Here is a 22382-nt window from a genome sequence, read left to right on the forward strand (position 1 = left end):
GCGAATTCAAAGTCAATACCTACACCACCAACAGTCAATCTAACCCTACAGTAGCGATGGATGCAGGGGGAGACTTTGTCATTTCCTGGACTAGCGATGGTCAAGACGGGTCTGGCAATGGGATATATGCCCAACTAAACACCAACAGTGGGGTTCCCCCGACAATCACCTCTGGTTCTGCCTCTGCCCTGGCATACACCGAAAACGCCACTACAGCCATTGACTCAGGCATCACCGTCAGCGACACAGACTCTCCCAACCTAGCTAGTGCCACTGTCAACATTAGCAGTGGTTTTGCTTCTGCTGAAGACATCCTCGCCTTCACCAACCAAAATGGGATTACCGGCAGCTACGATAGCAGCACAGGCGTTCTAACCTTAACTGGCAGTGACACCGTTGTTAACTATCAAACCGCACTACGTTCCATTACTTATACCAACAGCAGCGACAACCCCAGTACTACATCTCGTACCATCAGCTTTATAGTTAATGATGGGGCTGCTAATAGTGCCGCCGTTACCCGCAATATTAATATTACGGCAGTGAATGATGCTCCCGTTGCTACTGGCACCAACTCTGCCCTGACATACACTGAGAACGCAACTACAGTCATTGACTCAGGCATCACTGTCAGCGATGTAGACTCCCCCAACCTAGCTAGTGCCACCGTCAGTATTACCAATGGTTTTGTCTCTGCTCAAGACATCCTCGCCTTCACCAACCAAAATGGAATTACGGGCAGCTACGATAGCAGCACAGGCGTTCTAACCTTAACTGGCAGTGACACCGTTGTTAACTATCAAACCGCACTACGTTCCATTACTTATACCAACAGCAGCGACAACCCCAGTACTACATCTCGTACCATCAGCTTTATAGTTAATGATGGGGCTGCTAATAGTGCCGCCGTTACCCGCAATATTAATATTACGGCAGTGAATGATGCTCCCGTTGCTACTGGCACCAACTCTGCCCTGACATACACCGAGAACGCCACTACAGCCATCGACTCAGGGATCGCTCTCAGCGACGTAGACTCCCCCAACCTAGCTAGCGGCACCGTCAGCATTACCAGTGGTTTTGTCTCTGCTCAAGATACCCTCACCTTCATCAACCAAAATGGGATTATCGGCAGTTACAACAGCAGTACAGGCGTTCTAACCTTAACTGGCAGTGCCACCGTTGCTAATTATCAAACTGCACTGCGTTCCATTACTTATACCAACAACAGTGATAACCCCAGTACTACACCTCGTACCGTCAGCTTTCTAGTTAATGATGGTACGGCTAATAGTACTGCTGTTACTCGAAATATTAATATTACGGCGGTGAATGATGCTCCTGTCGCTGTTAATGACAGCATAACCACAAACAAAAATACACCCGTTATTATTAGCGCTACTACTCTGTTAAGCAATGATACAGATGTCGATGTTAGTGACGTATTGAGCATTACTGGCTTCACCCAACCTAGCCAAGGAAGCTTAGTTAACAATAACAACGGTACTTACACTTATACGCCTGGCCAAAACTATTATGGCTCTGACGGCTTTACTTACACCATAAGTGATGGGCATGGAGGCAGTAGTACTGCTACCGTCAACTTGACCATTAATCAAATCACCCCTCCGATTAATGGGACTTCAGTTGCAGACAATCTGACCGGTACGATAAACATGGATATCATCTCAGGATTGCAGGGCAATGACACACTTAAAGGACTAGGTGATAATGATACCCTCGATGGCGGCGATGGCAATGATTTCTTAGATGGTGGTGCAGGAGATGATAGTCTCATCGGTGGTAAAGGCAATGACACTTATACTATAGACAGCATCGGTGACACTATTATTGAATCCACCAATTCCGGCACAGATTTAGTCAAGTCTTCAGTAACTTGGGTGTTGGGAAATAATCTGGAGAACTTGACTCTGACTGGAACCGAGGCAATCAATGGTACTGGTAACAGTCTTAATAACATCCTCATAGGAAATACTGCTACTAACATCTTGAGTGGACAAAGTGGCAACGATAACCTCTTTGGTGATTCAGGCAATGACACTTTGTTGGGTGGTGCAGGCAATGACACCTTAGATGGAGGGTTGGGAGCTGATAGTCTCGATGGTGGAATCGGTAATGACACTTACATCGTAGACAACCTCGGCGATACTATTACTGAAGGCTTAAATGCAGGCACAGATTTAGTTAAATCTTCGGTGAATTGGGTGTTGGCAGATAATCTGGAGAACTTGACCCTGACTGGAAGTGGGGCAATCAATGGTACTGGTAACAGCCTTAAGAACATCTTGATTGGAAATATTGGCGCTAATATCTTGAGTGGAGAAGATGGCAATGATAGCCTAATTGGTGGTGCAGGCAATGACACCTTGTTGGGCGGTGCAGGTGATGACACCTTGGATGGAGGTTTAGGATCTGATAGCCTTGTTGGTGGAGTTGGCAATGACATTTACACTGTAGACAACGTCAACGACTCTATTACTGAAGACTTAGATGCAGGCACAGATTTAGTTAAGTCTTCGGTGAATTGGGTGTTGGGAAATAATCTGGAGAAGCTGACTCTGACTGGAAGCGGGGCAATCAGTGGTATTGGTAACAGCCTTAATAACATCCTGATAGGAAATACTGGCGCTAATACCTTGAATGGAGTTGATGGCAATGATAGCCTGATTGGTGGTTCCGGTAATGACACCTTATTAGGCGGTGCGGGCGATGATACCTTGGATGGAGGTGTGGGAATTGACAGTCTTGATGGTGGAGTTGGCAATGACATTTACACTGTAGACAACGTAAACGACTCTATTATTGAAGGCTCAGATGCAGGCATAGATTTAGTCCAGTCTTCGTTGACTTGGGTGTTAGGAAATAATCTGGAGAACTTGACCCTGACTGGAAGCAAGCTAATCAATGGTACTGGTAACAGCCTTAATAATATTTTGACAGGAAATAATGTTGCTAACACGTTAATAGGAGGAGATGGTGATGATAGCCTTTTTGGTAACTCAGGCAATGACACCTTGCTCGGTGGTGTAGGTAATGATTTACTAGCTGGTGGAGTTGGTCTAGATGTGCTGACTGGTGGAATTGGGCAAGACAGCTTTAACTTAACTGGTAGCCGCACTGGAGGCTATGATACGATCGCTGATTTTACTCTTGGAGATGATACTATCTTGGTTTCCAAGGCTGAATTCGCACTTAGCCAATCTCAGAATACTACACTCAATTCCAGCTTGTTTCGACTTGGTACTAGTGCGATCGCAGGAAGCGATCGCTTTATCTACGATCAAACTACCGGTAATCTTTTCTTTGATGCAGATGGGATTGGTAAGGCTGCACAAGTTCAAATTGCCCTGTTCTCCAATCAGGCAGTGCTTAGTAGTGCAAATATTACTGTAATTGCCTAACGAAACCTAACTATAGCAAGCATCTAGAGATTACCCAGTAAGAGACAGATCAACTCTTACTGGATAATCTGTCATAAATACACACTTGAGTGCAACACAACTGCAAACTTTTAACTTTCTTCTTGGGGATAACAGTTTTTCTCGCGTTTAAGGCTTTCTTCTAAAGCTTGAATTTGTTCGCGTCTGGCTTCCAACTCTAAAGAACGCCTTGCTAAGTCTTGGTTTTGCAACGTCAGGGATTGTCGCCAATGTTCTGCTCGCTCGGCTTCGTGCTGCAAAAATTCTGGGGTAATGCCGATGGTGAGGTAGCTTTCTACCAGATGTAGTACCCAGTTGGTGGCGTCTTCTATTCTTTTAATATCGCCTGTAGGGGAAAGTTCCACTAAAACAAGCAAGTTTTCACTCATGATCTTTCCCTTTCCCAGCAGAATAAAAGCCTCTTCGGGAATTATCGCCCACAAGTTATCAGCTTCTTGACGCGCCAATAAGCGTAACTGGTGCTGGTCTAAAAAATCGTTTTTACGCACCTGGGCTAGATATAGCATGAGGGTCGCTTCGCTCCAATTCAAAATTAAAAATTAAAAATTAAAAAAAATTTAATAAAAACATAAATGCCAAAATTGATATTTTGTTAATTGGTAATGGGTAATTGGGAATTAATAACTCTCCGATTACCCATTACAGTTATCCTAAGCCACGCAGGCGATCGCTACAACAACGCCTTTAAGCGATCGCGCAAAATTTCAGCTTGCTTTTGTGCTTCTGCTAAGGCTTCCCGCGCCCCTTGTACTACATCGGCTCTAGCTCTATCCACAAAGCTAGGATTGTTTAATCTGGTACTCAAGGACTGAACTTCTGCTTCAGCTTTACTCAAGCTTTTCTCTAGCTTGGCACGCACAGCTTCAATATCTACTACACCGCTTAGAGGAATTAGCACTTGTATTGTACCAATTACACCTGCGATCGCATTTTCTGGTTCTTGTGGTTGTTCTAATTCTCTCTGCGGGAAAAATCGGCTCCATAACCTAAGTCTCGCTTGAGCAGTTAGTAAATTTTGGCTAACAAACCAAGCTGTGTAACTAAAACCAACTAGTTCAAAGAAAGTTCCGACGATGGGAATGTCATCAATGGCATTTCCCGCAGCTAAACCCACTCTAGCAAAGACAATGGCTACAATAATTAAGCCAATTGTCTTCAAACCCCTTTGAGGTTTTTTAACTGCAACAGTTTGCTTTTCTTGCTTGTCAGTAATGGTTAAAGTCTCAACCTTCGCCAAATCTTTAATGTAATCTTGTCCACCAGTGAGAATTTCCCGCTCCTTCTGGCTTTCAGTTTGCAAATTCGCCGTTATTTTTACCCCTGGTTTAATATCCGCTTCAGCCCGCAAATTCCGAATTGTGCGGATAGTACCAATCAGTAATTCAAACTGTTCTTGTATAGCTTCATTAATCAAATTTGCATCTACCTGGGGATAGATTTGTAACGGTAAAGTTTGCGGGGAATCTGCTGATTGTTGTGTGAGAGTTTGCCAAATTTCTTCGGTAATATGAGGCATGAAGGGATGAAGCAGTTTCATAATCCCTTCCAGTATATAGCCGAGGGTTTGCTGTGCTACCCGCCGCGATACTGGATCGGCATCTGCTTGCAATCTGGATTTCACTAGTTCAATATACTGATCGCAGAAATCACCCCAGATGAATTCGTAGAGTCCTTTTGCTGCTTCCCCTAAACCGTAATTATCGATGTAATTGGTGGTTTGTTTGATAACTTGATGATACCGCGAGATAATCCAGCGATCGCTCAATTCGGTAGCGACTGGATTCCCCAATTGTTGCGGCGTTTGTCCATCCAAATTCATCATCACAAATCGGGCAGCATTCCACAACTTATTTGCAAAATTGCGGGATGCCTCCACCGATGCCGATTCATCCTTTTTGCGATCGTATTCTAACCGGATATCTTGACCCGCACCAGCCACTTCTCTAATTAGGGTATACCGCAAAGCATCAGTACCATATTTGTCAATTAATAACAACGGGTCAATACCATTACCTTTGGTCTTTGACATCTTCTGACCTTTTTCATCCAGCACCAAGCCGTGGATGTAAACTGTTTGGAAAGGCATTTGTTGCGTAAAATGCCCAGCCATCATAGTCATTCTGGCTACCCAGAAAAAGATGATATCAAAGCCTGTCACCAAAGTAGTAGTCGGGTAGTAAGTCGCTAAATCTTGAGTTTGTTCCGGCCAGCCCAAAGTCGAAAATGGCCAAAGTCCAGAAGAAAACCAAGTATCTAGCACATCTGGGTCTTGTTCTAACTTGACATTTTCGCCAAATTGGGCCTTAGCTTTCTCCCAAGCTTCAGTTTCCGATTTTGCTACCACAAAGGGCGTGTTATCGGTAATTTGTCCATCTGTTTCACTGACAGCGTACCAAGCCGGAATTTGGTGTCCCCACCATAATTGGCGAGAGATACACCAATCATTGAGTTTTACTAGCCAATCACGATAGACCTTTGTCCAGCGTTGGGGGACAAACTCTGGAGAAGTTTGCTGGTCGAGGAATTCGAGAGTCTTGTCAGCTAGGGGGCGAATTTTGACAAACCACTGAGTTGAGAGGAGTGGTTCAATGGGTACTTTACCGCGATCGCTGTAGGGAATGGTATGTTTATAATCTTCTATCTTCACCAAAAAGCCATCTGCTTCTAGGCGAGAAACCACATTTTTTCTAGCAACAAAGCGGTCTTGTCCTTGAAACTCAAGAGCGTTGGCGTTGAGAGTGCCGTCTTTATTCATAATATTAATCAACGGCAGATTGTGACGCTTACCCATGTCAAAATCGTTCGGATCATGGGCGGGAGTTATTTTCACGCAACCCGTGCCGAAAGTGGGGTCAACAAATTCATCGCCAATTATCGGAATTTCTCGTTGTAGAATTGGCAGAGTTAGAGTTTTGCCGATGAGATGTTTGTAGCGATCGTCATTGGGATTAACTGCTACTGCCGTATCACCTAGCATAGTTTCTGGTCGAGTTGTCGCCACTTCCACATAACCAGAACCATCCGTAAGGGGATAGCGCAAGTGCCAGAGATTTCCATTCACCTCTTGATTTTCTACTTCCACATCAGACACAGCCGACTGAGAAGCAGGACACCAGTTAACTAAATATTCACCACGATAAATTAAGCCTTCCTCGTAAAGGCGAGTAAACGCCTCGACAACAGCTTTAGATAAACCCTCATCCAGGGTAAACCTTTCCCGTGACCAGTCCACCGAGACACCCAAGCGTCGTAGCTGATTAAGAATTGTTCCCTCAGACTCCGCCTTCCATTGCCAAGCGCGTTCTAGGAACTTCTCGCGCCCCAATTCGTAGCGAGTCTTACCCTCTGTTTTGAGTTGCTTTTCCAGCATACTATGCACAGCAATGCTGGCGTGGTCAGTTCCCGGTAGCCACAGGGTATTGCGTCCCTGCATCCGGTGGTAGCGCACGAGGGTATCAATCAACGCACTTTCAAAAGCGTGACCCATGTGTAAGCTGCCAGTAACATTCGGTGGTGGAATGACGATGCAGTAGGGTTCGCCGCCTTTGTTGGGGTCAGCTTTGTAAACTTGGTTGTCTTCCCAGAATTTTTGCCACTTGGCTTCGGTGGAAAAGGGGTCGTAGAGACTAGGGAGATTGGGGATGGTTGCGGTCATGCGGGAAAACTAAGGAAGGACTCTAATAAATTTTGCCACAGGGTTGGGGAGGGATTGATGGAAACGAACCGCAGAGGCGCAGAGAACACAGAGGGAAGAGAGGTGGGAGAGGAAATGAATCGGTTGACGGGCGAGGTGATTGGGGCGGCGATTGAGGTGCATAGGGTGTTGGGGCCAGGGTTTTTAGAGGAGGTGTATAAGGAGGCGCTAATTATAGAATTTTTCAGGTGTGGGATACCTCATGTGGTTGAGAAGGGGGTAATAGTAAATTACAAAGGACATGAAGTAGGCAAGGGGAGATTAGATTTTCTGGTTGCCAATTGTTTAATTGTGTAATTAAAAGCTGTTCAAAATTTAGCCCCAATCCACGAAGCTCAAGTCCTCTCCTACCTTAAAATGACTAATTACCCCTTAGCCCTTCTCATCAACTTTAACGTCCCCCTCCTCAAAGACGGCATCAAACGCATCATCCTCTCTTAATCTCTCTGCGCCCTCTGCGCCTCTGCGGTTCGTCCCCCAAACCCATGAAACACCAAACAACCTCCCCTTGGACATTCATCCCCACCCTATATTTCACTTCCGGCATACCTTACATCATCATCAACACAGTTTCCGTAATCTTTTACAAAAAACTGGGAATAGATAACGCTCAAATTGCCTTATGGACAAGCTTTCTCTATCTACCTTGGGTCATCAAAATGTTTTGGGGACCAATTGTAGATATTTACTCTACCAAACGTAAATGGATAATTTACACCCAATTTGCCATGTTCTGCTGCTTGGGTTTGATAGCTATCTCTTTACAACTGCCAAATTTCTTTTTCATCTCCCTTGCAACATTAACAATAGGAGCATTTATTTCTGCAACTTATGACATTGCCACAGATGGCTTCTATCTACTGGCTTTATCTCCAGAACAACAAGCCTTCTTTGTTGGCATTCGCTCACTGTTTTATAGAATGGCTGTCATTTTTGGCTCTGGAATATTAGTAGTCTTAGCAGGTCAGCTTGAAGTATCTCTCAATAACATTCCTTTAAGCTGGACTATAGCTATTGGCTTCTCAGCTTTAATTTTAGCAATCCTATTTATTTTCCATCGCCTAATTTTACCCTTACCTGAATCAGATAATCAACGACAAATCCAAACTGGAGAAAATATACCTTTTTGGTCAATAATTAGCTCATATTTTACTCAGGATAAAATTATAAACATTTTAGCATTTATCTTGCTTTACAGACTTGGCGAAGCAATGCTTGTCAAGATAGCCTCTTTATTTTTATTGGACAAACCAGAAGTAGGTGGTTTAGGGCTATCAACATCAAATGTTGGATTAGTCTACGGTACATTTGGGGTAATATCCCTAATCTTTGGAGGAATTTTAGGAGGCTTACTAATTTCTAAATATGGATTAAAAAAATGTCTATTCACTATGGCTTTAGCATTGAATTTACCTGATATATTTTATGTGTATATGGCTTACACGAAGCCTTCATTAACATTAGTGTATCCCTTGGTTTCCTTGGAGCAATTTGGATATGGTTTTGGATTTACAGCTTTTAGTGTTTATTTAATTTATATCTGCCAAAGTGAATATAAAACTTCTCATTTTGCTATCTCTACTGGCATTATGGCTTTAGGAATGATGTTACCCGGCTTAGTCAGTGGTTATTTACAAAAAGCACTTGGCTATCCATTATTTTTTATCTTGGTTTGTTTGCTCACAATTCCTGGGATGATTGCTCTATTTTTTATTCCTTTAAAAGAAGAACCGAAGCGTCAAAATAATTAACATTATTGTAATCCATGAGTTATGTTTTAGGAATAGATGGCGGCGGTAGCAAAACTGTTTGTGTCTTAATAGATGATTCGTGTCAAGTGCTAGGTCGTGGTGAAACAGGCCCATCTAATTATCAGAGTATAGGTATCGAAGGCACTTTACAATCTATTAAATCAGCAATTCACAATGCGGTTGAAGCAGCAATAATTACAAATACTGTGAATATTGACGCGATATGTTTGGGTTTAGCAGGTGTAGGTCGTGCAGCAGATATTGAACTAGTAAAAGGTTTAGTTAAAGAGTTACAGAATAACAAATTGCCTATTAATTGGGCATTACAGCCAGCAAATATTATAATTTGTAACGATGCTTTAATTGCTTTAGTTGGTGGAATTGGTCAGCCTGTAGGAATTGTGGTTGCAGCAGGTACGGGTTCGATAGTTTTTGGACGAAATCATCAAGGACATACTAAGCGAGTCGGCGGCTGGGGATATATTCTAGGAGATGAAGGTAGCGCCTATAAAATTGTGATCGCAGGTATGAACGCAGCATTAAAATCTTATGATGGACGGGAAATATCAACGAGTTTGCTAGAGGATTTCAAACAGCATCTTGATTTGGACAGTATAGAAGATTTAATAGAAGTAGTCTATCGGCGAGAATGGGGAGTTAAACAGATCGCGGCTTTAGCACCAATTGTAGATTTTGCAGCAGCGTCAGGTGATATAGTAGCGAATCTCATAATTGATGATGCTGTAAAAGAGTTAGTAAAAGCTACATCTACAGTAATTGATGCAATTTTTACTGCCGACTCAGTTTTAAAAGTAGTCACAACAGGAAGTGTGTGGCGCGGTAGATGCAAGATCCATGAAAGATTTGCAGCATCTCTTGTTAAGAAGTTTCCTAATGTAAACGTGATTTTTCCGAGGTATGAGCCTGCTTACGGTGCTGGGTTATTAGCGTTACAAACAACTCAAAATTGACGCGAAGAAAGCAATAATAGGAGTTTTCAGTTTGCAAATATGCGCCCCAAGAAAGTTACTATTTCAGACCAAGCTGCGGTGGTAGCACTAGAATCATAACGATAACCGTCGTCGCGCATAAATGTATGTTCTGCTTCATACAAGAAAACTTGGTGAGGTATGTTAGCATTTTCAATTGCTTTTATTATGGTTTGGCGATCGCTCTCTGGTATATGAGGGTCAAGAGTACCGAACACCATTAGCATCTCGCCTTTGATTTCACTTACCCGCTGGATTGTATCGGCTACCTCCTTACCCAGTTTGCCACTGGGAATCCCAGTGGGGTAACAGCAGACACAAGCCCGAATTTCGCTTTTAAATGCGGTGCGGAATGCTAAATGTCCACCAATACAAAAGCCGAGAGTGCCTATTTTATTTGGAGAAACCGCACTCTCTGTTTTCAGAAATTCAATTACAGCAAAGCAATCGGTATCATAATCAGCTACCGAGGTTCGACGCGCATCGTCATTACCGCGCATCCTTCCCAGATCGTCTGGCTCAATTACTAAACCAACTGGCTCAATTCGGTGAAAAATTTCTGGGGCTGCTACTACATAGCCGTATCCTGCTAAGTAGTTAGCTAGACGAATCATTGGATCGCCTAACTGATAAATATCACTGTAGAACACAATACCAGGGTATTTTCCTGCTGCTTTGGGAGCCGCAATATAAACACGCATCAAACTGCCATCTACTCTTAACTCAACGTTGCGCTTAGTGATTTGCACTTTTTTATCTCCGTGTTACGCTTGCTGTTATTAAAGCAGCCTACTGCCGTCAGGCATTCATCCGCATTTACAAAATACCTAAAGGTTTTTCCAGCATCAGGATAGGCTACTAACTGTCAATAAAAAAAAGCAATTGCGTTGCATATTTGCGGGATGATTTTGTTAGTTTTGTGAGACGGGCAACATGAGCGTCCCTTGTATATCGGGGCGCGCTCATGTTGCCCACGCTACAAGAATCATCCCTTGATTCAGTAACGCCAAAGCAATAATAGGAGTTTTCAGTTTGCAAATTACCCCACCCTAACCCTCCCCTTATAAAGGGGAGGGAACTAGATTTCCTGTTTCCCCCCTTTGCAAGGGGGACTAAGGGGGGTAATTCGACTTGTGTGTACACTGTAGCCTTTCAAGAGAGAGGCTTTGAATCTTACTCCCCTTCCCTTGCACTACGGTATACACACAAGTATGACCAGCATAGGTTTCAACTCTTCTAGTTGTTTCGTAGGGTGCGTTATGGAGACGCCGAAATAACAAATGCGCTCGCCAAAATAACAAATGAGTTCGCCAAAATAACAAATGAGTCCGCCGAAATAACAAATGAGTTCGCCAAAATAACAAATGAGTCCGCCGAAATAACAAATTAGTTCGCCGAAATAACAAATGAGTCCGCCGAAATAACAAATTAGTTCGCCGAAATAACAAATTAGTTCGCCGAAATAACAAATGAGTTCGCCGAAATAACAAATGAGTCCGCCGAAATAACAAATTAGTTCGCCGAAATAACAAATGCGTTGGCATAGCCCGCACTTCGACATGGTTCGACTGCGCTCACCAGCCGCTCAGAGGATGTTTTAAAAGTTCTCTGGCCAGTAGCAAAACATTTTAGATCCCCCTAAATCTCCCTTAAAAAGGGAGACTTTGATTCCGGTTCCCCCCTTTTTAAGGGGAGCCAGCGCGGTCTTGGGGTCTCCCCAAGTGGAGCGACTGGCGTGGGTTAGGGGGGATCAATAAGTGCTTAAAATTACAGCAAACCACTTTTAAAACATCCTCTCAGTGACCACCGCAGGCATCGCCATGATTGCAACAATTTAGCTTTGTCACGCCACAGTTTGGTTTTATTGCACCGACTTACTTAAATACTCTACGCTACATTCATGGCAATCCCAAAGCTGCTCAAATGCGACGCTAGGCTATCTTAAACTCACACCGATAATTAATAAAGGGGATAGATGACATTCGCGCTGTGGCGAAGCACCCATCCCCGAATAGCTGCCCAGACGATCAACCTGGAATCTATAGTCCGGTATCTAATCATCCCAGTATCGGCCGATATATATCGATTGTCACTGGGATAGATACTGATTTACGAAATACCTACGAAAAGATAGTTACAAAATTACTTTTGTTCAGCCATCGCCAACAGCGCTGTCCCGTAAGCAGCTTCTGTATACACTGATGCTACAACAGAAACCTGCAAATAACGCGCCCTAATTGCAGTCCAAGTATCATTCGCTGCGCCACCGCCAGCAGTATAAACCCGGCTCAACTTGTCTGCACCGATTTGCTGCAACAATTCATACCCTCGCGCTTCTATACGGGCAATACTTTCTAACAACCCATGCAAAAATTCCACTGGGTTATCTGGGCGTGGTTCCAAACGTGGGGCTAGATTGGGATCGTTAATCGGAAAGCGATCGCCTACCTTCAACAACGGGTAATAATCTAACTCGCTAGCTTTTGATGCATCAATCTCCCGGCTGAGGCTTTCTAACTCAGCGTTGGTGAAAAATTGCTGTAGTACTGCACCTCCAGTATTAGAAGCACCACCATTCAGCCACAAATCCCCCAGGCGATGGCTGTAAATCCCATATCTGGCATCTTCTACACGGGTACGACTTAACAACTTTAGTACCAACGTTGAACCAAGGGAAGTCACGGCTTCACCTGGTAATTTTGCTCCACTGGCAATAAAAGCAGCAATACTATCAGTTGTACCAGCACACACCAGACAATCACGACCCAAACCGAATTTATCCGCAATTTCAGGGCGCAATTCGGCAATTGGAGTCCCAGGAGTTAAAACTTTGGGTAGCTGAATCGGTATTTGCAGCTTTTCTAGCCATTCTGGGTATTTCAACTCTTCCACGTCATAACCCAGCTTTAAAGCATTATGGTAATCGCTAATACCCAGCTGTCCATGCAGAAGAAACGCCAGCCAATCTGCTTGATGCAGGAAATATCTAGCTTTGCTAAAAGAGGGTAATTGCCTCATCCACAAAAGTTTGGCTAGGCTGGAGGTGGCACTCAACACGGTATGATTGGGGGGTGCTATCCTCCTCAAATCCTCTAGCACCAATGATCCCCGCGCATCGTTATACAGCAGTGGTGCATCTGTTGGATTGCCAGCAGCATCGACCAGCAAGACGGTGGAGGAAGTACCATTAATTGCGATCGCTTTAATTCCTCGCCGCAATTGGTCAGGTATTTGTTCCACCAACGCAAACAAAGCCTCTTGCCAAATTTTTGGCGTAACGGCGGCTGGTGAGTCTTGAAAAGGATATCGCACCTCAGCTTGAATACAAGAAGCTTCCTCGTCAATCGCAACACCGCGTGCGCCAGATGTGCCGAAGTCGATACCCAGATATAAATTCATATTTTTATAAATTTTTCTAACGGAGAATAACTAAGGACTACTGACTAATAACTGCTTTTGTTGCATCTTGTAACAAGATATTCCACAATCTTGGCAAAACAAGGAAAAGTAGTAAACGAACTGTTCAAAATCTATTCAGGTTAGGAGGTTTTCAGCCATGCCTATCTTAGATACTCTGTACATCGCTCAGATATCTTCCATCTCAGATACTCAAGTCTACATCGCTCTAGTTGTGGCGCTGATCCCAGGAGTTCTAGCTTGGCGATTAGCCACAGAACTTTACAAATAAGCTTACGATGTGACACAGTTAAAAAGCTAATAATCCTGGCAGTACGGGGTGCAATTTCCAGAAGCTTGTGGTTTTATGCCATAAGTAGCTCGAAACCTTGCACTTACGTAAGCCAGGTTATTTTTTAACTGGTGCAACACTTGTAGCTATTTCAAAAAAATGAAGTAATATGACAGCTAAATCAAGCATTCAGGAATGCTGAGTGCTAATTCAGTTCTGAGTATCGAGTGCTGAGTGCTGAGTGAGATTTCCAACTCAGCACGGGCTAAACCCCCGCTACCGCTAACAAAACTCATAACTCAGCACTCTTGATAGTGCTTCCCTTCACTAAGCGAGGTTATCTTTTAGCATCATGAACGCGATTCAACCCTCCAGACCACCGTCACAACCTATACAAAAACGCCGGGTCACTCCTCGACCAAAGCGGCATCTTCGTCAACGTTCTTACCAGGTGATGGCACTGGAAAGCACAGCCAAAATAGCAGTTAATCTTGTGATTACAGCTGTTGCAGCATCTGCCTTAACACAACTCTTGCCTTATCATTGGTTACAGCAAGAAAAGTTGCGAGAAATGAGTACTGAAGTCAAGCTGATGGAAGGACATGTCAATGGTTTGCAGGCAGAATTTAGCCGTAACTTCGATCCGCAACAAGCTAAAAGTATTAGGCAACAACAAGGATACCGATTCGATCCCAGCCAGCGTCAGATTGTGTTGATGAATCAAGATCGCCGACAAGATGAACAAATAGACTCATCACCCTAAGATAAATGGCGAATTTGGGATTATTTAGGTTTATTGTGATTTATGCTACCTAGAAACCGGGTGTTAATTTATATTATTGCTAATAAGTAATGGTTAATAGCTAATTTTTGAATAGCTATGTAGTTCTCATCTATTAGTCATTAGCGATACAGCGTCACTAAACTCTAGTTCAAAATTAATCAATTATTTTGAATTTTGAATCCCCTAGAAGAACTAATCTACCAACTAGGACGCTGATTCAGATAGCAGCTCGTTTAGCCAGTTTTCGAGTTGTAAACGCAAGCGACAACTAGTAATATCCTTATTGTTGTCAAGAGAGGATAGTTTAGTAAGGGCGCGACGATAATCAGCGATCGCACAATTCCAGTCACCCCAAAGATGGTAAGTCCTGCCGCGTTCCGCCCAGATATGACCTTCTAGTTGACCAAAAAGCAGTGCTAGCTCAAAATTCTCAATTGCCACCTCGTATTCCCCCAAATCACGCCAGGTAATGCCTCGGTTAATCCACGCCCGAACATGGTGAGGTTTCAAATCAATCGCTCGATCGTAGTCGGCAAGTGCTACTGCCAATTCTCCACAAGCTGCATAGTAATTTGCGCGGTTATTATAAGCACTAGCCAAATAAGGATTAAGTTTAAGGGCAGTATTATAATCAAAAAGCGCTTTTTGCCTTTCACCACTTTGAAAATATATTAGCCCCCGGTTGTTGTAATCAACGGCATTGTGGGGGTGGCGACAGATTAGTTGGCTTAAAAGTGCGATCGCTTCAGTATAATCTCCTTGTTGAGCCAACTTTAAAGCAAAAGAGCGTAAGTAGCTATCCCCAAAATTAGATTTGCTGCGATCGCTTTTCCTTCGATCTGGAACTTTATTTGTAGTATTTAGAACATACTTGTATTGTTTACTTTGCTGGTCATCGTCAGCTAAAAATGAGTGAATATTCATCTTTTCCTACATTAAATCCATGCTTTGTGAAATAAAATTCTAGTTTTTTCCCTCTGGTGGTTTTACCATTGGGTCTACTTTTAAAGTATTTCTGGTTACTGGAAAGCCATCTCAAGACTGAATTTAAACTACTCACACCAGTAGAAATCTATGCCTTAAATAAACAATTGCTCCTCAAACCTAATCATGGATACTCGATCCCGAAGATGAATTCCAGAAATAGCAGATGTCAATCTCAAAGACTAGTCAAGTAGTGAGAGCGACAAATTGGTAGAATGCCAACAAGCCGTTATTAAAGAGGGGATGAGGAAGCAGGGGAATCAAGGGGAGAATAATTAATGCCCAATGCCCAATGCCCTTCAGGAGTGCTGAGTGCTGAGTGCTGAGTGCTGAGTGGGGAATCTCACTTCTTTACTCAGCACGGGCTAAACGCCCCGCTTCCGCTAACGGAACTCGAAACTCGGAACTGTTTTACCCAATGCCCAATGCTCATTCCCCATTCCCTAAATTCAATTTTTAAGTTTTGAGAAATTTCCCGATGACAACTGCAATTTCCTATCCCAATGCTCCTGATTTAGCAACCGATGATTACATTGTTATTGGCTTGGCAACCTGCTTCGTCAAAGAAGATGGAGAAGTTTATCAAATCGAAGTTATCGAGCCGATTCCCTCTGCGGCTTTAGAAGCGCTTTTAAAGGGCATTCCTACCTCTTATAAGTTGGCTCATGCCACAACTTTAGGATCTGTGTTGGATGGCGATTCACAACTGCTGCCAGATGGCTTCCCAGAGTCGGCTCAGTTTGGAGAGGAATTTGTGCCACGGGCATTTGCAGCAGCTCGTACCTACAAGCGTCGTGAATCTGCAAAATCTTTAATTCCCTTGGGTACAAACTACACTGAATTTAAATATTCAATTGAGCGCAAGCGAGTGTTAAACGCCGCTAGAGTTGTAACCAAAGAAGATAACGTTAAACAGCATTCTCACACTCACAAAGTTCTTTAAGTAATTATGCTAAAACTTTACGGCGGCGCTCGTAGCCGAGCTTCAATTGTTCACTGGTATTTAGAAGAATTAGAAATTCCCTACGAATTCGTCAAGCTTGATATGCAGGCGGGTGAACATCTTAAGCCTGAACATTTGGCAATTAACCCATTTGGTAAAGTTCCAGCAATTGTTGATGGAAATTTTCAGCTTTGGGAATCTGGGGCAATTTTGCTGTATCTTGCCGATAAGTACAGTAAAATTCCACTTTCACTAGAGGAACGTTCTGTATTTTCTCAATGGGTGTTGTTTGCTAATGCTACCCTTGGTCCAGGGATTTTTGGAGAGGAGAATAGGGAACGGGAAATGCCCCGCTTGTTGACTCCGTTAAATGAAATTTTCAGTAAGCAACCTTTTTTGCTTGGTAATGAATTCACTGTTGCTGATGTGGCAGTGGGGGCTATTCTGAATTACATTCCCGTCCTGCTGAAGCTTGACCTCAGTTCCTACCCAGAGGTGTTGAACTATATGAAGCACTTATCTGAGCGTCCAGCATTTCAAAAAAGTATTAGCGGACGAGCTTAGACGATGTTTGAGAAGTATCAAATATTGCTTGATTCCCCCTAACCCCCTTTAAAAAAGCAGGGTGGTTTCATACGAAAAAAGAAAAATACATAAGTCTTGATTTCTCGTGAAAGTGGCATGGCTTTTTCCCTCACTTCCATTCCTCTCCCCCACGGGGGGAGAGGCTTTGAAACCCAGTTTTAATTTTTCTTTGCTTGTATGAAACCACCCTGCTAACCCCCTTTAAAAAAGGGGGAATAAGAGCCTCAAAGTCCCCCTTTTTAAGGGGAATTTAGGGGGATCTCTAAGCGTTCGATGTATATAAAAAATTTTCAGACATCCTCTTAGAATAATTCGTAATTCGTAATTGAATTATTAACTACGAATTACGAATTTTTTAACGATAATTTGTAAATTGCAAAGCAACTGGGTAGTCTTCTTGTTTCAATCGCTGCATGACAACTTGTAAGTCATCTTTAGATTTAGCAGAAACCCGCACAGCATCCCCTTGAATTGAGGCTTGTACCTTTTTGAATTCGTCGCGAATCAATTTAGAAATTTGTTTGGCAATTTCCTGACTGATGCCTTTTTTCAGTTTGATTTCTTGACGCACGCGATTACCACTGGCTGATTCAGCCTTGCCAAAATCAAAGATTTTCTGAGAGAGGTTACGCTTGGCGGCTTTTTCTCGCAGAATGGTGTGTACAGAATCTAAGGTAAACTCGCTGTCAGTACTAACGTTAATGCTTTCTTCAACTAACTCGACAGTAGTTTCAGTGTCTTTGAGGTCATAACGACCTTTGATGTCTCGTATAACTTGATCGACAGCGTTAACCAACTCTTGTCGATCAAAGTCGCTCACAATGTCAAAGGAAAAAGTAGAAGCCATAAAATATTTTGGATTTTAGATTTTGGACTTCGACTTCGCTCAGTCGAACAATTTTGGATTGGGAAAACTCTTCCCCAGCCCCCAGTCTCCATACCCCAATTAACTAGTCGCTTGGATGATGCTCAAGAAAAAGAGAGTGGCAGAGCCAAGGATGCCAATCGCAAACATCAGCGAGCCTCTTTCAGAGGAGCTACGCTAACGCAAAAGGGGTATATTCAAAATATAAAAAATCGAGTATAGGAAACGGGCCACCACAAAGGCGATCGCAGCCACTTGTGCCTTAGTTGAATTTACACCAGTTACATAAGCCATCAATGCGGCTGCCGCAAACACCATAAACGCTTCAAAGGTATTCTGATGTGCCCAAGTAGCTCGTTGGGCATAAGGTGGCAATTTATCAAACAGAGCGCGAGGAGTAGAAAACATTTCAGAACCAATACGCGCACGGGCATAAGCTACTACCAAAAATGGCACATAAATTAGAACGGCAGCAGCAGCGATCGAGTACAAAAAAATTATCATTACTTATTAGTTATTGTTTATTAGTCATCAGTCATCGGTCATTAGTCAAATACAAAGGACAAATGACGAAAGACAAATGACAAATGACTAATCAAAGTAGAAAAGCGTCACCACTTTTCTTTGTTCTTCTGCATCCTGACAGGTTTGTAACAGGGTACGACTGTCGTGAAACGCAAAGCAGATTAGTTGCTGGCAACGAGAGACAATCTCCTTGTTGCACAAGTAACTAGCTTCTGCAAGAGACAGATTATCATTACTGGGATTTTCGACTAGATGCATTACCTGTTCTAGTTGCTGGCGCGATTCCAAAGGCTGGCGTTCCAGGCTTTGGGGTAGAATCACCGTCAACAAATTTGCATCAGCCCGCGTTGCTCCCTTGATAGCAGCTGAATTTGTACCTGTAGCACCAGAAGTGATGATTCGATTACCCGATAAAACTAGGGCATAAGTCATCATTTCAATAAGATTCTGATGCGTAATCGGGACGTGACGAGAACCCAGCAAGGCAATTCTTTTAGAACCCGTTTGCTGGATTGTCGCTAGTTCTTGCGCTAATGTATCTAGGTTAATAAGGTCTGTTGATTGGCTCAAAGATGGAGAAAATCAGATTAAACGACCCAGATATTTTACCAAACAGCGTGTAGATGCGAGGAAAACTTGAGTTAGACATTACTACTAATTTTCAATTGTTTGGTTCAGTAACTCCATTACTTGGTAACACCAAGCTAGCCAATGCGTTTCATAACTAATGCCATTTATAAGAGTTAAATATTGAAATTTGCCTGTTTCTGGCAGTTCTTGCGGATTTTTAAAGTAACGCTGTTCTAAGTCTTTATACGTAGACAATTTTTTTTGATGGGCGTTTTGGTGATTTTCTAGCTCTGCCAAGATAATTTGCTTAGGAACAATATGACCAGCAAAAATTTTTACCAGTAAATCATCGTGGGTTCACAAGATTGAGCAATCCACTTTTTGAGGTGCTGTTCTCCCAAGTCTGTAACACTCTAGAGCCTTTTATCTGGCCGTCCTGATTGAAGAATCGACTCGGAACTGATCCATCCTCGATCTTCTAGCTTCGACAACTCCCGATAAATCTGCTGGTGACTTGCTGACCAGAAAAAGCCTACAGAGCCATCGAATCTTTTTGCTAAATCATACCCACTACAGGGTGCGTCAACCAGAGCCGCTAATATTGCCTGCGCTAATGCCATAATTTTTAATTCACTACTTGACTTATGCAATTAGTTGCATAACAACTTAAGAACAAGGAGTAGTATATGCCTCAAGTAATACCGGGACGATTTACAGCCGAGATTGATCAACCCTTTGTTGTGTTTCTGATTGGGATGCGAATTAATAAATTATTCGCTTTTTCCAAATGGATTCCCACAGCTAGAGCAATGTCGCCCATGTTACGAAGCCTTAATCAGAATCCCGAAAAAGGATTTTTAGGAGGAGAAAGATTTATCTACCCGCGAGGGGTAGGACTGATTCAGTATTGGCGATCGTTCGAGGATTTGGAGCGTTTTGCCAGAAATCCAGCCGATGCACATCTAAAAGCTTGGCAAAGGTTTAATCAAGGTATTGGTGCTGATGGTAGTGTTGGCATTTGGCACGAAACTTATTTAATAGAACCGGGAAGATATGAGGCAATTTACGGGAATATGCCTGTCTTTGGATTAGCTGCTGCAACTAAGCACGTGCCAGCTATGGGGCGGAAGGAAACAGCACGCCGTCGCTTAGGAGGTGACGGCGAGCCAGCTGTACCATGACCAGCTATACAGCCTCCTAACTGATAACTGAGCATTGATGCTCTTAATAGTTTGAGTTGATGAATCTAAGACAATGCCCCTGCGGGAGTTAAATCTAGTTTGGATAACAAGCGGTCAATGTCAAAATGCTGGGACATCAACTGGCGAATATACTGAACCTTAATCGGCTCGTGGACACGGACTTGACCAAAAGTGCGGTCAACAATTCCTACAGTGGTGAGGGTATCTAAGTCAACAGACAAAATGGGTATTTCTAGTTCTTCAGCGCGACTGAGAATGAACGGTGGGGGTGGTAGTTGCCCAGTGAGAATTAAACATTGGGTAGAAGTTTCCAAAGCCGCTTGCTGAATTTCCACCCGATCGCCTCCTGTCACCACTGCCATATTCCGGCGTTTGCGGAAATATTTCACAGCGGAGTTGACATTCATCGCTCCAATTGCCAGACTTTCTACCAACAAATCCATGCGATCGTTGCGGCAGAGAACATCAGCCTTTAACTGCTTGACTAGTTCGCCAACACTCACACTGCGGAGCAAATCGCTATTCGGCAGCATTGCTAGCACCGGAATCCCCTGCTGTTCCAAAAATGGGCGCAAGAGAGTGTCAACTGCTTCTAGTTGGGTGACAGGAATATCATTAATCGCAGCTCCAATCAAGCGATCGCCCAGACGCTGTTTTGCAGCCAATAGCGCCTCAACCGAAAGCAAGGATTTATAGCGGCTTACTAACAGCACACCAGCATCCAATACTTCAGCCATTTGCAGCAAAGACAAGTCAAACAAATTGCCTTCGGACAAATTACCAGGCCCCTCCAGCAACACTAAATCTCCTTGAGACTTATGTAAATATTGCTGTATTAGGGACTGCTGATAATCGGTTTTGTCTTCCCCCCGCAAGCGCTTTTGCACATTTGGTTCATCCAAAGCCAGCATTGTAGGTGCAACGCGGTTTTCCGGCAAATTGAGGCTAAGAGCGATGAACTGGACATCTTCCTCAATTACGGTTCCACTAGACGAATTGAAAGACGTACCGAGTGGTTTACCGTAGCTAATATCCAGACCTTTTTGCTGTAGCTGATGAGACAAACCCAGAACAGTTGCAGATTTACCGCTGTAATTCTCGGTCGATCCAATCAGCAAATATTTAGGGAATTTTGGCACACATGCACTCCTAATTTCAAAAGTCAGAAGAACCCAGCTAGGTGTTTCCTAATTCTAGTTCCTTCTGGCAAAAGCCTCTCGCTCTCACAAATTAAGCTTTCCCAGAATTACCTTCTGATTGAACAAGCAGGGGCAGGAGAAAGCTTTTCTTTCCTTGTGTCGGCTTTGCTAACTTGTACGCCTACTCTTGAAGATTTGTGATTACTAACAAATATTATTGCTATAGCGCTTCTAGATATCTTGCAGCATTCTCGATTAGCACCATAACCCGCCCAGAAACACTGCTATCTGTGTTGTCCGTATTTTTAGCACAAAATTGCGTTTATCAGATATCAATTTCAAGGAAATATAAACTTGTCAATAGTAATACTGAGTAGTTTTTTAATTTATGACTAATCTTGTTGACTTACATTATTATCTTATGGCAGTATAAACACAACATAAGTATTTCATCTGAAAAATTTATAAACTTTATAGATTATAAAGAAAATTTAGTGAGCTTTGAGAATTGCATTATTTGCAAAGCTGAAATCTGCTTAATGTAATTCATTACGATGAGGTACTGGAGTAGAGAGATTTAAAAAATTCTATATTGTTCGTTTGCCTCAAGAAGCTTGAATCTTTTTATTTGAGATTGCAATATATTTTTGATGCATATATTTTCAAGTCATTAAAGTTAATAGCTTTTTTTGCAAATAAATATTAAAAAGTAGGTAAAAGTTGAAATGAATATTATAGAAATTAATGATATAAAAAATCAATTTGTAATTAATCTTTGTCAAGAACTTCAATATAGTTTAGTTCAAGGTTGGCAAAATTTTAATACAAGTGAAAACGTCAAGATATTTAGCGATTTTTTTGAATTTATTTTCAGAGCTGGATTTGACGAAAGCCAGTATAGGAGAGTAATACCTAACCCTGCCTATGACAATGCTGCTAGATTGATTGGCAAGCCTTTTTTGGAAGCTGCCAGGAAATCTGAAATTCATTTCGATGAAATTTTTCCTGGAAGCTTTTCGGAATCACAAGAAGCAGAAAAGGAAGGTTTTGAAGTTCGCATATTTAAGCTAAAAGCTTTTTACCAAAATAAACCTTTATGCCTATTCTTACTCAAGTTTCCTCATTATCATGAAAAATTTGGCTTTCCACTCTCACCAGAATTAGAAATTTTAGAGTTGTATTGATTGCAGGGCAGACCTAGC

Annotated in this window: 19 protein-coding genes and 2 pseudogenes; 10 read left to right on the forward strand and 11 right to left on the reverse strand. The window is 42.7% G+C overall.

The genetic code is table 11. The features are described from left to right. The coding region (locus V7K41_RS02000; protein WP_334845484.1) for a beta strand repeat-containing protein at positions 1-3422 on the forward strand (3422 nt) is incomplete at its 5' end. 110 nt (positions 3423-3532) lie between these two features. Here the strand turns inward: V7K41_RS02000 and V7K41_RS02005 are convergent. Then, positions 3533-3967 (reverse strand): hypothetical protein, encoded by a 435-nt coding sequence (locus V7K41_RS02005; RefSeq protein WP_334845508.1) that lies wholly within the window; start codon positions 3965-3967, stop codon positions 3533-3535. Positions 3968-4131: 164 nt separating this feature from the next. Then, complete coding sequence (locus V7K41_RS02010; protein ID WP_334845485.1) at positions 4132-7116, reverse strand: valine--tRNA ligase; 2985 nt, start codon at positions 7114-7116, stop codon at positions 4132-4134. A gap of 57 nt (positions 7117-7173) precedes the next feature. Here V7K41_RS02010 and V7K41_RS02015 point away from each other — a divergent pair. From V7K41_RS02015 to V7K41_RS02025, 3 genes and pseudogenes are all read left to right on the forward strand, one after another. Further along, a pseudogene (locus V7K41_RS02015) lies at positions 7174-7596 on the forward strand (GxxExxY protein). Between the two features lie 44 nt (positions 7597-7640). Continuing rightward, positions 7641-8906 carry an MFS transporter gene (locus tag V7K41_RS02020; RefSeq protein ID WP_334845486.1) on the forward strand — a complete coding sequence of 422 codons (1266 nt, stop codon included), beginning with the start codon at positions 7641-7643 and terminating at the stop codon, positions 8904-8906. A gap of 14 nt (positions 8907-8920) precedes the next feature. Beyond that, complete coding sequence (locus V7K41_RS02025) at positions 8921-9877, forward strand: N-acetylglucosamine kinase (RefSeq protein ID WP_334845487.1); 957 nt, start codon at positions 8921-8923, stop codon at positions 9875-9877. 26 nt (positions 9878-9903) lie between these two features. On the opposite strand, the gene V7K41_RS02030 is transcribed toward V7K41_RS02025, so the two are convergent. Further along, entirely contained in the window at positions 9904-10644 is a 741-nt protein-coding gene (locus V7K41_RS02030; protein ID WP_334845488.1) for a dienelactone hydrolase family protein, read from the reverse strand. A 1393-nt stretch (positions 10645-12037) separates the two neighbouring features. Then, complete coding sequence (locus V7K41_RS02035; RefSeq protein ID WP_334845489.1) at positions 12038-13294, reverse strand: FGGY-family carbohydrate kinase; 1257 nt, start codon at positions 13292-13294, stop codon at positions 12038-12040. 199 nt (positions 13295-13493) lie between these two features. Here V7K41_RS02035 and psaM point away from each other — a divergent pair, with 199 nt between their 5' ends. Beyond that, the gene (gene psaM / locus V7K41_RS02040; RefSeq protein WP_040630342.1) at positions 13494-13583 is read left to right on the forward strand and encodes a photosystem I reaction center subunit XII; all 90 of its coding nucleotides are present in this window, start codon (positions 13494-13496) and stop codon (positions 13581-13583) included. Between the two features lie 352 nt (positions 13584-13935). Next, entirely contained in the window at positions 13936-14346 is a 411-nt protein-coding gene (locus V7K41_RS02045; protein ID WP_334845490.1) for a hypothetical protein, read from the forward strand. A 225-nt stretch (positions 14347-14571) separates the two neighbouring features. Here the strand turns inward: V7K41_RS02045 and V7K41_RS02050 are convergent, their stop codons facing one another. Beyond that, positions 14572-15291 carry a tetratricopeptide repeat protein gene (locus V7K41_RS02050; protein ID WP_334845491.1) on the reverse strand — a complete coding sequence of 240 codons (720 nt, stop codon included), beginning with the start codon at positions 15289-15291 and terminating at the stop codon, positions 14572-14574. A 538-nt stretch (positions 15292-15829) separates the two neighbouring features. Here V7K41_RS02050 and V7K41_RS02055 point away from each other — a divergent pair. Both V7K41_RS02055 and V7K41_RS02060 read left to right on the forward strand, forming a co-directional pair. After that, on the forward strand, positions 15830-16294 hold the full coding sequence (locus V7K41_RS02055; protein WP_292738383.1) for a hypothetical protein: 465 nt from the start codon (positions 15830-15832) through the stop codon (positions 16292-16294). Positions 16295-16300: 6 nt separating this feature from the next. Continuing rightward, entirely contained in the window at positions 16301-16858 is a 558-nt protein-coding gene (locus V7K41_RS02060) for a glutathione S-transferase family protein (protein WP_334845492.1), read from the forward strand. 376 nt (positions 16859-17234) lie between these two features. On the opposite strand, the gene V7K41_RS02065 is transcribed toward V7K41_RS02060, so the two are convergent. The 5 genes and pseudogenes from V7K41_RS02065 to V7K41_RS02085 all read right to left on the reverse strand — a co-directional run bounded on the left by V7K41_RS02065 (position 17235) and on the right by V7K41_RS02085 (position 19459). Further along, positions 17235-17726, reverse strand: a complete 492-nt coding sequence (locus tag V7K41_RS02065) for a YajQ family cyclic di-GMP-binding protein (RefSeq protein WP_334845493.1) — start codon at positions 17724-17726, stop codon at positions 17235-17237. A gap of 99 nt (positions 17727-17825) precedes the next feature. Beyond that, positions 17826-18248 (reverse strand): annotated as a pseudogene (locus V7K41_RS02070) (MAPEG family protein). Between the two features lie 87 nt (positions 18249-18335). Then, the gene (locus V7K41_RS02075; protein WP_041565591.1) at positions 18336-18839 is read right to left on the reverse strand and encodes a hypothetical protein; all 504 of its coding nucleotides are present in this window, start codon (positions 18837-18839) and stop codon (positions 18336-18338) included. An 84-nt stretch (positions 18840-18923) separates the two neighbouring features. Then, a complete protein-coding gene (locus tag V7K41_RS02080) occupies positions 18924-19136 on the reverse strand; it encodes a hypothetical protein (RefSeq protein WP_334845494.1) in 213 nt (70 codons plus the stop codon). A gap of 116 nt (positions 19137-19252) precedes the next feature. Beyond that, positions 19253-19459 (reverse strand): PadR family transcriptional regulator, encoded by a 207-nt coding sequence (locus V7K41_RS02085; protein ID WP_334845495.1) that lies wholly within the window; start codon positions 19457-19459, stop codon positions 19253-19255. Between the two features lie 66 nt (positions 19460-19525). Here V7K41_RS02085 and V7K41_RS02090 point away from each other — a divergent pair, with 66 nt between their 5' ends. Next, entirely contained in the window at positions 19526-20020 is a 495-nt protein-coding gene (locus tag V7K41_RS02090) for a DUF4188 domain-containing protein (RefSeq protein WP_334845496.1), read from the forward strand. Between the two features lie 65 nt (positions 20021-20085). Here V7K41_RS02090 and V7K41_RS02095 read toward each other — a convergent pair whose 3' ends face one another. Then, complete coding sequence (locus V7K41_RS02095; RefSeq protein WP_334845497.1) at positions 20086-21180, reverse strand: phosphotransacetylase family protein; 1095 nt, start codon at positions 21178-21180, stop codon at positions 20086-20088. Positions 21181-21905: 725 nt separating this feature from the next. On the opposite strand from V7K41_RS02095, the gene V7K41_RS02100 reads away from it, so the two are divergent. Then, positions 21906-22364: a hypothetical protein gene (locus V7K41_RS02100; RefSeq protein WP_334845498.1), complete on the forward strand. Its 459-nt coding sequence runs from the start codon at positions 21906-21908 to the stop codon at positions 22362-22364. Positions 22365-22382 lie beyond the last annotated feature (18 nt).

Origin of the sequence: Nostoc sp. (genome assembly GCF_036917415.1) — a bacterium.
In the GTDB taxonomy this organism is placed as follows: Bacteria; Cyanobacteriota; Cyanobacteriia; order Cyanobacteriales; family Nostocaceae; genus Nostoc.